The 16266-nt window shown below is 32.8% G+C and carries 12 protein-coding genes; 2 read left to right on the top strand and 10 right to left on the bottom strand.

All coding sequences use genetic code 11. From position 1 onward, the window contains the following. The 10 genes from SJY43_RS06755 to porU all read right to left on the bottom strand — a co-directional run bounded on the left by SJY43_RS06755 (position 1) and on the right by porU (position 12798). A complete protein-coding gene (locus SJY43_RS06755; protein ID WP_396603085.1) occupies positions 1-1080 on the bottom strand; it encodes a mannose-1-phosphate guanylyltransferase in 1080 nt (359 codons plus the stop codon). Positions 1081-1085: 5 nt separating this feature from the next. After that, positions 1086-1682 (bottom strand): SprT-like domain-containing protein, encoded by a 597-nt coding sequence (locus tag SJY43_RS06750; RefSeq protein ID WP_396603084.1) that lies wholly within the window; start codon positions 1680-1682, stop codon positions 1086-1088. 123 nt (positions 1683-1805) lie between these two features. Continuing rightward, on the bottom strand, positions 1806-2447 hold the full coding sequence (locus tag SJY43_RS06745) for an HAD family hydrolase (protein ID WP_396603083.1): 642 nt from the start codon (positions 2445-2447) through the stop codon (positions 1806-1808). A 3-nt stretch (positions 2448-2450) separates the two neighbouring features. Beyond that, complete coding sequence (locus SJY43_RS06740; protein ID WP_396603082.1) at positions 2451-3134, bottom strand: SDR family NAD(P)-dependent oxidoreductase; 684 nt, start codon at positions 3132-3134, stop codon at positions 2451-2453. Continuing rightward, on the bottom strand, positions 3127-4158 hold the full coding sequence (locus tag SJY43_RS06735; RefSeq protein WP_396603081.1) for a M28 family metallopeptidase: 1032 nt from the start codon (positions 4156-4158) through the stop codon (positions 3127-3129). The genes SJY43_RS06740 and SJY43_RS06735 overlap by 8 nt, the downstream gene beginning before the upstream one ends. Before the next feature lie 101 nt (positions 4159-4259). Continuing rightward, positions 4260-5879: a pyruvate dehydrogenase complex dihydrolipoamide acetyltransferase gene (locus SJY43_RS06730; RefSeq protein ID WP_396603080.1), complete on the bottom strand. Its 1620-nt coding sequence runs from the start codon at positions 5877-5879 to the stop codon at positions 4260-4262. Between the two features lie 3 nt (positions 5880-5882). Next, entirely contained in the window at positions 5883-6881 is a 999-nt protein-coding gene (pdhA, locus tag SJY43_RS06725; RefSeq protein ID WP_396603079.1) for a pyruvate dehydrogenase (acetyl-transferring) E1 component subunit alpha, read from the bottom strand. 183 nt (positions 6882-7064) lie between these two features. Next, a complete protein-coding gene (cdd, locus tag SJY43_RS06720) occupies positions 7065-7547 on the bottom strand; it encodes a cytidine deaminase (RefSeq protein ID WP_396603078.1) in 483 nt (160 codons plus the stop codon). 93 nt (positions 7548-7640) lie between these two features. Further along, on the bottom strand, positions 7641-8879 hold the full coding sequence (porV, locus tag SJY43_RS06715) for a type IX secretion system outer membrane channel protein PorV (protein WP_396603077.1): 1239 nt from the start codon (positions 8877-8879) through the stop codon (positions 7641-7643). A 34-nt stretch (positions 8880-8913) separates the two neighbouring features. Further along, the gene (gene porU / locus SJY43_RS06710; protein WP_396603076.1) at positions 8914-12798 is read right to left on the bottom strand and encodes a type IX secretion system sortase PorU; all 3885 of its coding nucleotides are present in this window, start codon (positions 12796-12798) and stop codon (positions 8914-8916) included. 262 nt (positions 12799-13060) lie between these two features. Between porU and gldJ the strand changes: the two genes are divergently transcribed. Together gldJ and murF are read left to right on the top strand one after the other, a co-directional pair. Then, positions 13061-14749, top strand: a complete 1689-nt coding sequence (gene gldJ / locus SJY43_RS06705) for a gliding motility lipoprotein GldJ (RefSeq protein ID WP_396603075.1) — start codon at positions 13061-13063, stop codon at positions 14747-14749. A gap of 88 nt (positions 14750-14837) precedes the next feature. After that, entirely contained in the window at positions 14838-16118 is a 1281-nt protein-coding gene (murF, locus tag SJY43_RS06700) for a UDP-N-acetylmuramoyl-tripeptide--D-alanyl-D-alanine ligase (protein ID WP_396603074.1), read from the top strand. Positions 16119-16266: the final 148 nt, after the last annotated feature.

Here is a 16266-nt window from a genome sequence, read left to right as displayed (position 1 = left end):
TTAGCCATATTGTTCTCCAAATTTATCTTTAACTTGTTGGAGTGTTTTCTTTATGTCTTGCTCTTTTGACTTAGGAAAGATAAGCAAAACTTCGTCTTTATCAACAATAATGTAATCTTTGATACCGTCAACTACAACAATCTTATCGCTTTTAGTTCGTATCATATTTCCTGATGCATCTTCTGCTAAAGTCCTTGCATTAACTACTGCATTGTTAGATTCATCTTTATCTAATTTATCGTATAAGCTACCCCAAGTTCCTAAATCATTCCAATCAAATTCTGCAGCAATGACTTGAACGTTACTTGATTTTTCCATGATGGCATAATCTACAGATATGTTTTCTGCTTTCGGATAATTATCTTTAATAAAACCATCTTCAAATTCCGTATTATAAACAGATATCCCTTTTTCGAATAAGCTATATAATTCTGGTTGATTGTTTTGAAATGCTTCAACAACCGTTTTTGCACTCCACATAAATATACCTGCATTCCATAAAAAATTGCCTTGCTCTATAAAGCTTTTAGCTGTCTGGTAATCTGGTTTTTCTCTAAACTGATTTACAGATTTAATCGCTTCCGTGGAAGACTTATCAAATTCAATATAACCATACCCTGTATTTGGAAATGTAGGTTGAATGCCTAAAGTCATTAAGGCATTATTTTTAGAACAAAAATCGAAAGCCTGTTTAACATTTTTTGAAAATGTTTTTTCATCTTCAATCCAATGGTCGCTAGGCGCAACAATCATGAGTGCATCAGGGTTTTCTTTTTGGATTTTAAGCGAAGCGTACAAGATGCAAGGTGCTGTATTTCGCATTGCTGGTTCTAAAACAACCTGTCTTTGCTCGACTTCTGGTAATTGCTCTAAAACCAAGTCGTTGTAACGCTCATTAGTTAAAATGAAAATATTTTCTTTTGGAATTAAATCAGACAAACGTTGAAATGTTTTTTGAATCAATGTATCGCCAGTTCCAAGCATATCATGAAACTGTTTAGGGAAATCTTGTGTGCTAATAGGCCAAAATCTAGACCCTACTCCTCCAGCCATTAGTATGGCATAATAATTTTTATTCATGTTTTTTAATTTATCAATTCTACTTCAGCATTTGGATTAAAAAGGTATAATCGCCCTGTTTTTATCTCTTGACACTCATATCGCTTAACACGTTTTTGACCCATTTTAAAAACTTTGCCATTATACAATTTAAATATTTCTCCCAAAGGTACTTCGAAAACAAACGTTTTATTATTAGGTTCGTCGAATTGCTTTAAGGCTAAGGCCAAAGGCGCATCTGTATCGCTAGATGCTTTTGGGTTTTTAAAATGTTTAGCCAATAAGGGTAAAGTTTTATTTGGGAAAATATCTGGATTTAAAAACGGTAGCATTAAGTGCTGAAATGTAAGTTTCCACTCTTTACCATGCGGTTTTATAAATTTACCGTAAGCTTTGTAGGCTTCAAAATGAGCAATTTCATGTATCAAGGTAATTAAGAAACGATACGAATTTAAATTAGAATTTATCGTTATTTGATGTTTCCCATTGGGTAAACTTCTGTAATCTCCATGGCGAGTTTTTCGTTCTCCTTTAACTTTCACCAACAAGTTATCTTGTTCTAAAAGCTTTAAAACTAATGTTTGGGCATTTGCAGGCAAATATTCTAGGAGCTCCTTTCGCATTACTGCTAAAATATAAGATTTCTTTTAATTAAACACTTGACAAATTCAATTTTGTATGAAAAATTATGAATTTATCAAGGTTAAAACATTCAAAAACTAATTTCACATAAATAATCAAATTAATTAGAACTTAAGCATTGTTAATAGCTTATCCATGGAATCAAAAGTTTTGGTAGCTTCTTTTTCAAGTTCATTGTGGTAATCATGCTCAGTATAACCAAACACATCAAAACCTCCTGCTTTAGCTGCTTTTACTCCAGACAAGCTATCTTCAACCACTAAACAATCATTGGGCTTAAAACCCATAGTTTCTGCTGCCCAAAGAAATATATCGGGTTCTGGTTTCCATTTTTTAATAGCAAAACAACTAAATATATTACCTTCAAAAAAGGGTAGTAACCCCGTTACATCTAAATTTAATCGTATTTTATTTTCTGGCCCACTTGAAGCCACACAAAATGGAATTTTTAAATTTTCAATAACGTCTCTAACTCCACTTATTAGTTTTAAATTTTGTCGAAAAGCTTCAAATGAATTAATTCGATAATCCATTTCAAAATTAACCGGAAGCGGTGCGTTAATTCGCTTTGCAATATATTCAGCACAAAAATGATATGAGGTTCCTTTTAAATTCCTTAAAGTTTCGTCAACCGTCATATTAGCTCCTAACTGATTAGCCATGTCTACCAAAACACCTGTAGAAATAGATTCACTATCTACTAAAACCCCATCGCAATCAAAAATAATGCATTTGTATTTACTCATAAACTAAGGCGTAGAATTTGAAACCTGTAATAGTTTACCATTGTAATATTTATTTCCATTTAATGAAAAATCAAGAATATATTCTGCCATTTCTAAAGCTGTAGTTGGTGCTTGATATCCAGGGAAAGCCTCTTCTAGCATTTCAGTCTGTACTGCTCCTAATGCTAAAACGTTAAATGCAGTTCCAGATTCTTTATACTCTTCTGCTAGCAATTCTGTTAACGTGATTACAGCAGCTTTACTAGAACTGTATGCCGCTAATCCAGGAAACTTCATACTTCCTTGTACACCTCCCATTGAGCTTATAGTTACAACATGACTATTGGCTTCCATAAAAGGAATCACTTTTCTTGTTAATTCTGCAACACCAAAAACATTAGTTTTATAAACAGCCTCAAAATCATCCATTGTAATTTCTGCAAATGGCTTATTTAGTAAAGCACCTGCATTATTAATCAAAATATCTACATGCTTCCATTCTTTAGTTATAAAATCTTCGACATCGCAATATGCTTTAGCATCATTCAAATCGAAAGAAAACGCTGTAACATTAGCTAAGTTCAAACTTTTAATTGGCTTCTCATTCCGCGAAAGCGCTAAAACTTTATGTCCCGCTTTTGCAAATAGTTGTACCAACTCAAAACCAATACCCCTACTTGTTCCTGTTATAATTACGTGTTTACTCATTGTCCATTTTTATTACTTTAGTTGGAGCGTTTATCATGCCTTCTAAAGCAGGAATCATTTTATTTATAAAATTTGTCATGTGATTAAAATCCATTTTATCTGCTTCATCATCTACATGATGGTAATAATCAAAATTAGTAAAATCGAACGTTGAAATAGCATGCGCAGGCACTTTAAAAGCATCGTAAAACGGATAATTATCCGAACGCATAAACAAGTTAAATGATTTTGCTTTTGGAAAGAAACCAATCATTTCTGCACTACCATAAGCATTTAACTTTTCTGCCATATTAGATTTCTCGTAACCAGATATATAAGCCATTATTTCGTGTTCTGCTCTTGGCACTCCAATCATTTCAAAATTAATCATGGTATACAAATCAAGATTCTCTTTTTTAAGTCTTTTCGCTAAATGCTCCGAACCCTTCAAGCCCATTTCTTCCGCTGAAAACAACGTAAATAAAATACTGCGCTTGTTACTTTTTGTTTTTGAAAAGTATTTTGCCCATTCTAAAACGGCAACCGTACCAGATGCATCATCATTAGCTCCATTTGCTATGACATCTCCATTTACCGCTTTTGCAGTTCCAATATGATCGTAATGCGCTCCCAGAATTACAAACTCATTTTTAAGTTCTGGATCGTTACCTTCTAAATAACCAATAACATTGTAACCTATTATTTCTTTTATATTAAAACTATCGCGATACGTTTCAAAATAAGGTTTAATATTATTTGTTTTGAATTGATTTTCAATAAAAACCGCCGCTTTCTCAATACCTTCACTTCCTGTATTTCTTCCTTCTAATTCATCTGACGCTATATACTCTAAGCTCGATTTAATAACTTCTAAACTAATATTATTATGAACCTCACTATTTACAATTGAAGCCGTTCTGGTTGCTTGCTCTTCAGTATTTCCGACCAATGGTTTTATTGAATCTGGATTAGTCTCAATTATATTTTTTTGTCCGCCACAACCTAAAATAATTACTATAGCTAAAAGACTCAATATTTTTTTCATAAGTGTTTTTAATAAAATCTAAAGATAAAAAAAACCTGCCTCAATAAAATGAAACAGGTTTTTAGTTTTTATTATAAGATTTCCACTTTCGTGGGAATTAATTATACTAACATAGTCACAGGGTTTTCAATATATCCTTTTAATGTTTGAAGGAATTGAGCTCCTGTTGCTCCATCAACTGTTCTATGGTCGCATGCTAAAGATAATTTCATAGTATTACCAACAACAATTTGACCGTTTTTAACAACTGGTTTTTCTACAATATTTCCAACTGAAAGAATTGCCGAGTTAGGTTGGTTGATAATAGATGTAAAAGTATCTATACCAAACATACCTAAGTTAGATACGGTAAACGTACTGCCTTGCATTTCGTCTGGCGTTAGTTTTTTGTTTCTAGCTTTACCGGCCAAATCTCTAACTGCTGCTCCGATTTGTGGTAATGTTTGCTCGTTTGCAAAACGCACAACTGGCACAACTAATCCATCAGGAACTGCTACTGCAACACCAACATGAACGTGATTATTTAAACGCATTTTATCTGCAAACCATTGCGAGTTTACTTGAGGATGTTGTTTTAATGCTAAAGCACAAGCTTTAACAACAATATCGTTATACGAAATTTTAGTATCTGGAATAGAATTGAATTGTGCACGGAATGCTATAGCATTTTCCATATCGAATTCTACACTTAAATAGTAATGTGGTGCAGAGAACTTAGAGTTTGTTAACGCCTTAGCAATTGCTTTACGCATTTGGGAATTATCAACATCATCAAAATCTTCTTGGCCAGAAGGCACAAACTTACCAGCTGATGCTGCCGAAGCTGCAGGCTCGTAATTCTCAACATCGCGTTTTACGATACGTCCGTTTTCTCCAGACCCCTGTATTTTTGTTAAGTTTATTCCTTTTTCTTCTGCTAATTTTTTAGCTAAAGGCGATACATATACTCTACCATTTTCTGTAACAGGTGTTGGAGCAGGGGCACTAGCTTTTTTAGGAGCCGATGCTGCTGCAGGAGCTGCTTTAGGCGCTTCTTTAGCTTCTGCTTTTGGCGCTTCTTTCGCCGGAGCTCCAGATGCAGAGAAATTAGCTGCCACACCAGAAACATCTGTTCCTGCAGGGCCAATAATTGCTAATAACGAATCTACTTTTGCTGATTCTCCAACCTCTAATCCTATTTCTAATAAAGTACCTGATTGGAACGATTCAAATTCCATGGTTGCTTTATCTGTTTCAATTTCAGCTAAAATATCGCCTTCTTCAACCGTATCTCCAACTTTCTTTAACCATGTTGCCACAGTTCCTTCTTCCATAGTATCACTTAAACGTGGCATAGTAACTACTATTACACCTTCTGGTAATGCTGCACTCGCTGCAGGAGCATCTGTAGTTTCGGCAGGAGTTTCAGAACTTGATTCAGGTTCTACTGTTTCTTCCGCAGAAGCGTTACCGCCTCCACTTAAAAGACCTGAAATATCTTCACCTTCATCACCAATTATAGCTAAAAGCTCATCTACTTTGGTAGTTTCGCCTTCTTGAACACCAATATGAAGTAGTGTACCTTCGTTGAAAGATTCAAATTCCATAGTAGCTTTATCTGTTTCAATTTCAGCTAAAATATCTCCTTCTTCTATCTTATCTCCTACTTTTTTTAACCAAGCAGCTACGGTACCTTCTTCCATGGTATCGCTTAAACGCGGCATATTTACAACTATTGCCATAACTTATATTTTGTGTTGAATGAATGGATAATCTTCTTGCTCGTAAACCATATCGTATAGTTGTTGCTTATCTGGGAATGGAGATTCTTCAGCAAATTTCTCACATTCTGCAACACGTGATTTTACGCGTTTATCAATTTCTTTAATAGCATCTTCAGTAGCATATTTCTTTTCAAGAATAACTTCTTTTACTTGCGTAATAGGGTCAATCTTCTTGTATTCTTCTACCTCATCTTTTGTTCTATAATGCTGAGCATCAGACATAGAATGTCCTCTATAACGGTATGTTTTTAATTCTAAAAATGTTGGACCGCCACCTGTACGTGCTCTTGTAATAGCTTCATCGAAAGCTTCAGCAACTTTAATTGGGTTCATACCATCTACAGGACCACAAGGCATATTATATCCTAAACCTAGTTTCCATATTTCAGTATGGTTAGCTGTTCTTTCAACAGATGTTCCCATAGCATAACCGTTGTTTTCACAAACGAATACTACTGGTAAATTCCAAAGCATGGCTAAGTTAAATGTTTCGTGTAATGATCCTTGACGCGCAGCACCATCACCAAAACAACATAATGTTACTCCATCAACTCCATGATATTTATCACCAAAAGCAATACCTGCGCCTAAAGGAATTTGACCTCCAACAATACCATGACCACCATAAAACCTAAATTCTTTAGAGAAAATATGCATAGATCCTCCCATACCTTTAGAAGTTCCTGTTACTTTTCCAAATAATTCTGCCATAACACGTTTAGGATCTACTCCCATACCTATTGGCTGAACGTGGTTACGATAAGCAGTAATCATCTTATCTTTAGTTAAGTCCATTGCGTGTAAAGCTCCCGCTAACACGGCCTCTTGACCATTATACAAATGAAGAAACCCTCTTACTTTTTGTTGAATATATACTGCGGCTAGTTTATCTTCAAACTTTCTCCAGAATAACATCTCTTCATACCAATTAAGGTAAACCTCTTTTGTAATTTTTTTCATTGAATACTATTTGATAACTATTATTAAAAAATTAGCGGAATACAAAAGTAACACTTTGTTATGTATTGCAAAAACACAATATCACTAAAATATAAAAAAAATAAAAAATTAGAACTGTATTCGTGTTTATTTAGTTTATTATTATTTTTTTGCGCAAAAACTATTATTTCTTAAATAGAATTTCTAAAGTACAGATTTATCGAAGCCTAAAGGTAAAAGATTAGAAAGTGAATTTGATTTAACAATTTTTCCAATTTCACCCATAAAATAAATTTCTATTGGAGCATCTTGCTTTGTTTCGTATTCTGCTATGGACTGTCTACAAGCTCCACATGGCGGTATGGGTTTTGTTGTCTTACTTTTTTTTGAACCTGCAGTTATAGCCATTCTAACTATTTTTGCTTTTGGAAATTGTGAACCAGCATAAAATATAGCAGTTCGCTCTGCACATAAACCTGAAGGATATGATGCATTTTCTTGATTACTACCTAAAACTACCTCACCATTATCTAAAAGAATGGCTGCTCCAACATGAAAATTTGAATATGGCGCATAGGCTTTTTCTCTAGCTTCAACCGCCTTCTCCATTAAGAATAAAACCTCTTTAGGTAGTTCGCCTAAACTCTCAAAGACATACAATGTCGATTCAATTTTTATTTCCTTCATACTCAAATGTATTCAATAAATTTAAGAAACAATTATAAACAAAAAACTATTGCTAAAAAGCAATAGTTTTAAATATAATCTAAATTATAACTTTTAATATTCTATATATTCTCCTGCACCGAAATTAAAGGTTAAAGAGAAGCGTAAAGTATTTTCTAGAGGACTTTGCACTTTAGATGCCGAAAACAGATAAGACAAATCAATATTGACCACATTTGCCTTAAAACCAGCACCTAATGCTAAAAATTTTCTAGCACCTTTATCTTCACTTTCATTAAAATATCCTGTTCTAAACGCAAATGAATCTTGATACACATACTCTGCCCCTAGAGCCCATGTAAATTCTTTTAATTCTTCGCTAAATCCACCTGGTGCATCGCTAAAAGATTGAAACATTCCTGAAAGGAAATTTACATCTTGAGATTGGCCTTTATAAATTACATTCTCTGTTTCGCTTATTAAATTATCGTCCTCTGGCTCATAGGTTCCGTTACCATTAAGGTCATCAAAAACAATCTCAGAACCTAGTTGAGGAGGTGTTGGAACTAATAACTTAGCAACTTCAGCAGTTACCGATATTTTATTATAATCATCGAAAATGAAGTCAAAACCAGTACCCAAACGCAAGTTTGTTGGTTGAAAGTTTTCTTCACCACCTTCATCATATTTAAATTTAGGACCAATATTTTGAATAGCAAAACCTGCTCTCCATCTACCATTAAAATCTAAATAGGCTTCTTCTTCACTTTGGTAATAACCCGAAAGGTCTACCCCAAAAGTACTAGCTGGCGTAATATCACCACCTACACCTTGAATTCTTAAATCTGAACGCAAATAACGCATAAGTACAGACATTGAAAATTGATCATTTAATTTTAATGCATAAGAGGCATCAAGCGAAAACTCATTAGGTTTTTGCTCTCTTGGTGTATCATCTGGTCCATCAACAAACTCTATAGATCCTAATGAAAAATACCTTAAACTTGCAGCAAATGCACTACGTTCATCAAGACGATTATAATAAGTAAAATTACCTAAAAAGATATCGTTTACTAGTTTACTTAAATACGGAGTATAACTTACCCCTATACCAGATTTAGCTTCCGAGAACGCATACTTTGAGGAATTCCATTGCTGTGAAAATGCATCAACTGATGTTGCAACCCCCATATCTCCCATACCTGCTGCACGAGCATCTGATGCTATAAGCAAAAACGGGATTCCTGTTGTAATTACACTACTTTGATTCTCATACGGTACAATAACAGTCTCTTGCGCATTACTTTTAAAAATAAAAGCTATCGCTAATAATAGTAATATTCGATTCTTCATGAATTCCTTTTTATTTAACAAATATAATTTTTTATTACAGTATAACAAGTTTCTCTATTTTTTCGACGGTTTTATTCAATAAGTTTGAATGCACCTTTAGTTTATATACATAAACACCTTTTCCTATTTTGTCACCAAAATCATCTCTTCCATCCCAAACCATATCTCTAGACAATGAACTAGTAATATTTGTTCCACCTACAGTTTGACCGTTTAAGGTTCTCACCAACTTTCCTGACACAGTAAATATTTGTATTGAAACGTCTAAAGACTCCGAACTATTGTGATTAAACCAAAATTCTGTATAATTTACAAACGGATTTGGGTAATTAAGTACATTATTAATAACTAAACCTTGATCTTCATCGTAAACAATAAACTGTATTTCTGATATTGAAGAATTGTTGTAAACATCCCATGCCTTTACAGTTAAGGTATGCAAACCAGGTTCTAAATCTCTAAACGGAAAACTTACAATTCCCTTTGTATAATCATCAACTTCTGTTTGATAATAATCATTCAGTATAAATGGATTTGTTTCATCGCCATCTAAAATAGCAACAATATCATGACCAACACCACTTGCTGTATTAATACCATTAATGTCTTCCATTTTAGCTAAAAGCGTAGGAGATTCATTAGTAATTCCACCGGTTACAAAATTCTCATCATTCATATATAGTGTAATCACTGGCCCAGTATTATCTTCTGGAGCATCTTCATTTAAACCTCCAATCCTAACAGTATTTATATTTGCTCCTGTTTGGTCTTCTGTTAAAGCCACATTTTTTGAATAAAAACTAACTTTCCCAAAACCTACAGGTATGCCAACGTCTTTTGGTACAATAAAATCGAATTCAAATTCCCCATCTTTAACCGATGCTTGCCCCCTAAATATAATTTCACCAAGGGTCGTGAAATCTAATTTTATAACACCACTTGCATCACTAATCCCATCATTAGCTATAGTTTGCCTATCAATATCTTTATCATAAATAGTGGTTGATAATGTACCGTTATAACTACTCAACAAATTACCGGCTTGGTCTGTAACTTCACCTGCTAATTTCACGTAGCTTAAAGCTTTAAGCGTATCTGTTGCTGTTGCTATAGGGTTATCATTAAGTTCAGTAAGTCTAATATTAGGCTTTGGAAATGCCAATTTCATAGCTGGATCTCCTATAAAAAATATTAAATTTTTCTGACTGTTCCCAGAAATTGATGGGTCATTTTTTGCCAATCTTAAAGCTTCGGCTATCGTCGGGTATTCATCATCATTATAAGTATCATCATCGCTATATGAAAACAAATATTGTCCTAATTCTTTATTAAAAGTAATCCCAAAATTCACAAATACCTGTCTGGTTGTAGTAATTAATCCTACGGCTCCTGTTTCTGTATTCCAAAATGTAAATTCACCGGCTGTTTCTCTAAACGGATTATCAAACCTAGTAAACTCACATGTAACTGTTACGAAACAGTTTAATTTAGAAAAATTTCGAAGTTCTGTAATATCCGTTTTTAAAAAAAATCGTTCTTCTGCTAAGCCCTCTTCACCTCCATGACCAAAATAATTAACAACTAATGCACCATTATCCATAGCATTTACTATTTCTGTAGTAACAACAGGATATCTATCTCCACCAGCTGAAGACTCTTGCTGAAAAGCATCGGCATGGATTTTAACAACATTAATAAAAGGTTTTTCTTGAGAAACTAAATCTCCTATTTCATCTGTAGTTTCCTGCAACAAACCTAATAACTTACTATCATTATCATCTGAAATAACCACAAAATTGTTTCGCCAACTTCCAAAAGCTTCTTTTGTATAGTAGGACTCAATTTTATCAACCATTTCCTTTCCTCGCTGTGGAGTATCAGCTAAAATTCTGCCTACTGCAATATCTAATTTATCATTCGAAACCATTGTACCCTCATTATCATCCATCATTCCATAAAAATCATCAGAAACAAATGAAGTTGCCAAACTAAAACTATTATACGAATACCAAGACGGGACTACATTCGTATTGTTGGTAATTCTATCTTTGTAATCATAAGACCCATCTCCAAACAAACATAAATACTTTACTCTATTTTCTGGAGCACTCGCATTATCATAAACATATTTAACCATATTTCTTATTGCCCCAATATCTTGATTCCCAGAACTAAACTCATTATAAATTTCATCTAACCCAATTACTTTTACATTTAATCCATATTGATCTCTATTAATCTGGGCTAAACGTTCTGCTTGAGTAAACATATTATTTGGAGTTACTATTAAATAGTCTATATCTTGAAAATCTCCTTGATTATTTTGAAAAATGGTTCCTTTAATATTTTGATTAGCAATCGTTGTCTTTGAGTCTGTTTTTGCTGAAAAATAATCTGAAGAAGAAACTGCAACATAAGATTTTGATGTTCCTAATTGAGAAGTGAAATTTACCGTTGATTCATTATCTATATTTTCGTAATTTGAAACGTTATAAATATCTGAAACATCCCAAATTTCATTAAGATTTGAAGCATCGCTAATAGTATATTGCGCAATTCCTGAAGCGGACACAACTTCTTTATTTTTAAATTGAAACTGATTTCCTTTAAACTTTAATTGCCGTTTACCTTCTATAGCAATATAATCTAAATAACCTACTACACTTGGGTTTCCTAGATTATTGAATTCAAGACCAACCTTAATTGTTGATGAATTAACATTTAAATTCCCAAAATAATTTGCTCCATTAGCTAAATTTGGTGTTGAAACCCCAGGAATACTCAATGTCGACACGCTTGTTCCATTAACACTTACATTCATTCGGCTATCACTACTAGATGCTGTAGCAACTAAAACAGATACGCTTATTGGTTCGGTAATTACTAAATCTGAAAAATCAAATTCAAATTCCTTATTAGTTTCAACATCAAACTTATCTCCAAACCAACGCCTACCTAAAGAGATTAAATTATAGGTGTCAATTTCATGATACTGATAATCATCATAAGTATCAACAACCATATCAACGGTTCCAGTAGGTTGATTAAAAGGCTGTATACGTTTTCCGTTTCCAGAACTAACATTAATATAATAATATGTTTTATCAGTATAACAATTTAAATGCGTTCTACTAACTTCATCATACCCTTTTGGCCCTTGCCCATAAAATAATATATAATCGTTATCATTAAAAACACCATCAGCTTCTCCACTAAACTTTATTGCATTTTCAGGCGTATCGTAAGGGTAAACTTCAGCATTAGAAAATGGAATCATGCTTCCTCCATGACCATATAACTTGATAGTTCTTGGATCTACATTATTAACTTTAACCCCTAAATCTTGCAAAAAGCTTTTTGTTAATTTAAAAACACCTGTAGTATCTATATAAAACCTATACCATTCTCCAGAACTTAAAACTGAATTAGAAATAACTCTTGTACCATTATTTTTTGCAAAAGCAGAGGTTATATTTGAAGCGAAACCATTTTTATAATTCAATTTAAACGAAGAAATCTTTTTAAAGTTTCCGTTTTCGTCCTTAATAATGGGAGATAACACGAGAGATGTGTATTTTTTATTTCTAGAAGTTGAATTTTTAAGGCTAAAACTAATCCCTTTAGGAATTTTATTTAAATCTAAATCCTTTAACTCTGCTTTTGAAATAGATTTATAGACAACATTAGTTAAAGAAGCCGAAGATTCATTAACATCAGTTTTACTCTCCCATTGATCAATTAACAAAAGACCTTTTTCTAAATCATAATTAAAATACTCTTGATTAAACGTAGGCACTTCAAATGAAAAACTATCCCCAGAAAGTTTTTGAGATTCTCCCCAAACAATAGTATATTGTTTTTGCTGCGCAAAGGCAACTGTCGAAATCATCAACAGTAAAATTAAAATTTTCTTCTTCATTGTTAAAATAACGTCATTAAGGCATTGTTATTATTAAAAAAACAACAATTTTAAAAACAGATTCAAAAATACAATAATAAATTAGTAATTCCCACGTTAATACAACACAAAACGATAGTGTAAAGCGTCTAAATCATCGTTGAAATACATAAAAACAAGACGAAATACACTATTTTTTGGTTAAAATGCAAAAAACAGCTTGTGTTATTAGGTTTAATTCTTATATTGCAGCACCAAAATTATTATTAGCTTACTTAAAAGTATGGATATGAAAAAAGTAGTAGCATTCAAGGTTTTATTAGTTTTAGCACTAGTAGTGACTTCAACTAGTTGTAAAAAATCTTCGAGTTCAAAAAATAGCTCTAGAGCTACTGGATGGAACATCAACGATAGAGATGGTGGTTTCCAGTACAATACAGATTTTAAAGAACAAGAGACTTCTCCTGGATTGGTTTTTATTGAAGGTGGAACTTTCACTAAAGGTCGTGTACAAGACGATGTGATGCATGATTGGAATAATACTCCAAATCAACAACATGTTCAATCTTTTTACATGGACGAAACTGAGGTTACCAATGCTATGTACATGGAGTATTTAGATTGGATTAAACGCGTTTACCCACCATCTGAAGAAAATTTTAGAGCTATTTATCATGGTGCTTTACCAGATACTTTAGTTTGGAGAAACCGTTTAGGATTTAATGAAGTTATGACAGATAACTATCTGCGTCATCCAGGTTATGGAGAATATCCTGTAGTTGGTGTTAGCTGGATTCAAGCTGTTGAGTTTGCTAACTGGCGTTCGGACCGTGTTAACGAATACAATTTAGAAAAAGCTGGCTACATAAAACGTGGTGCTAAAATTACAGATGTAGATTCAGAACAAACATTTAGTACAGATACTTATATTAATGCTCCAACTGAAACTTATGGTGGTAATGAAGAAATTACAAGACCAGAAGGTAGAGGAAATAGAAACATTAGAGTAGATGAGGATGGTAATGAATCTGGGATTTACGCAACTCGTGAAACTGGAATTATTTCACCAAAATATAGACTACCAACTGAAACTGAGTGGGAATATGCTGCTTTAGGATTAAGTGAGTTAAGAAGTTATAATTTATATCGTGGGCGTAAAAAATACCCTTGGGATGGACAGTATACACGTTCTGGTAAACGAAAAATTCGTGGAGACCAAATGGCCAACTTTAAGCAAGGTAAAGGTGATTATGGTGGTATAGCAGGATGGTCTGATGATGGTGCTGATATTACAAACGAAGTTAAATCTTACGATCCTAATGATTTTGGTTTATATGATATGGCAGGTAATGTTGCTGAATGGGTTGCTGATGTTTACAGACCTATAGTAGATGATGAATTTAATGATTTCAACTATTATCGTGGAAACGTTTATACAAAAAATGCATTAAATGAAGATGGTACTGTGAAAGTTGTTACCTCTGACAATATTGTTTATGACACATTATCTAATGGAAAAGTTGTAGCTAGAAATTTACCTGGTGAAATTCTTCAAGTTCCTGTTGATGATAATGAAACATTCCAAAGAACGAATTTTGACAAAAGTGATGCTAGAAACTTTAGAGATGGAGATAGACGTTCATCTAGAAACTATGAAAGTTTTGGAGAAGATGAAGAAAATATTGCAAAATCGAATACTAGCAAAATGTACAATGCTCCTAAACCAAGTATTACTAGAGATTCATTAGGAAATATTGTTAAAGAATACGACAAATCAGACAGAAGAACATCTTTAATTAATGACGAAGTTAGAGTTTATAAAGGTGGTTCATGGAAAGATAGAGAATACTGGTTAGACCCAGCACAAAGACGCTACTTCCCTCAAGATATGGCAACAGATTACATTGGTTTTAGATGTGCAATGTCGAGAGTTGGATCAAAAAGCAAAGGAAAACAAAAAAAGAAAAACTAAATTATAGTTTATAAATAATAAAAAAAGTCCTAGCTAATGTTAGGACTTTTTTATTTACATTTATTTCAGGAAATAAAAATAGATATTTTTGAGAATAGAAGATTTACATAGTTTATTTACAGAATGCAGTTCTGTTTGTACAGACACTAGAAAACTTAAAAAGGGCGACATGTTCTTTGCCTTAAAAGGCGATAATTTTAATGGAAACAATTATGCTGAAAATGCACTTAAAAGTGGTGCAAAATTCGCTGTAATTGATGAAGCTGAATTTAACACATCAAACAAAACAATACTTGTTGACAATGTATTAAATACACTTCAAGAATTAGCATCTTATCATAGAGTGCATTTAAATATACCTATAATCGCACTTACTGGTAGCAATGGTAAAACAACTACAAAAGAGCTAATTAATGCAGTATTATCAGAAAAATATAATACAACGGCAACAGTAGGTAATTTAAACAACCACATAGGCGTACCATTAACTTTACTATCAATGACTCCTAAAACAGAAATTGGCATTGTGGAAATGGGTGCTAATCATCAAAAAGAAATAGAATTTTTATGCAAAATAGCCAAGCCAGATTATGGCTATATTACAAATTTTGGTAAAGCACACTTAGAAGGTTTTGGTAGTGTTGAAGGGGTTATAAAAGGCAAAAGCGAAATGTACGAGTTTTTAATTTCTCACAACAAACACATTTTCGTTAATACCAATGACGCTATTCAAGTTGAAAAAACTAAAAACGCTAAGCGTTATACTTACGGAAATAAAATTGGTAAAGTTGATGTTTTAATAGCTTTTAAAGAAGCACAACCTTTTGTTAAGTGTCTTTATAACAACCAAAACATACAAAGCCAACTTATTGGTGATTATAACTTTAATAACATTGCGGCTGCAATAACTATTGGAAATTATTTTAAAGTTAAAGATTCAGATATAAAAAATGGTATTGAAAACTATTTACCATCAAATAATCGTTCTCAAATCATAGATAAAGCCTCTAATAAAATTGTCTTAGATGCTTATAATGCAAATCCAACAAGCATGCAAGCTGCCTTATTAAATTTCGAAAAACAGCCCGGAAATAAAATAGCTATTCTTGGCGATATGTTTGAACTTGGTGATGATGCAATAATTGAACACCAAAATATTGTAGACTTAGCATTAACGCTAAATATTAGCCAAGTGATATTAGTTGGTGAGAACTTTTATAAGTCAAAAATTCACTCAGAAAAGGCTATTCAGATCGAATCATTCAAAGCTTTTAAAAATGATTACAACTTCTCTTTAATTAAAAACAATACCATATTAATAAAAGGATCTCGAGGCATGGCTTTAGAACGACTATTAGACCTTATTTAAGGCATTTAATTAAATAAAAAAATGCCAGTCTGAAAACTTCAAACTGACACTTCATTTAATATAATTCTCCCTAAGAACTAATTAATAGCACTGTAAAGGTGCACATTATAATCCATTTATGCAATACTCAATTTGAGTATTTAGTCTT

Source organism: Algibacter sp. R77976 (assembly GCF_044594645.1).
GTDB lineage: Bacteria > Bacteroidota > Bacteroidia > Flavobacteriales > Flavobacteriaceae > Algibacter_B.
Note: the sequence above shows the minus strand (reverse complement) of the source record. Positions and strands in the feature narration are given on the sequence as shown.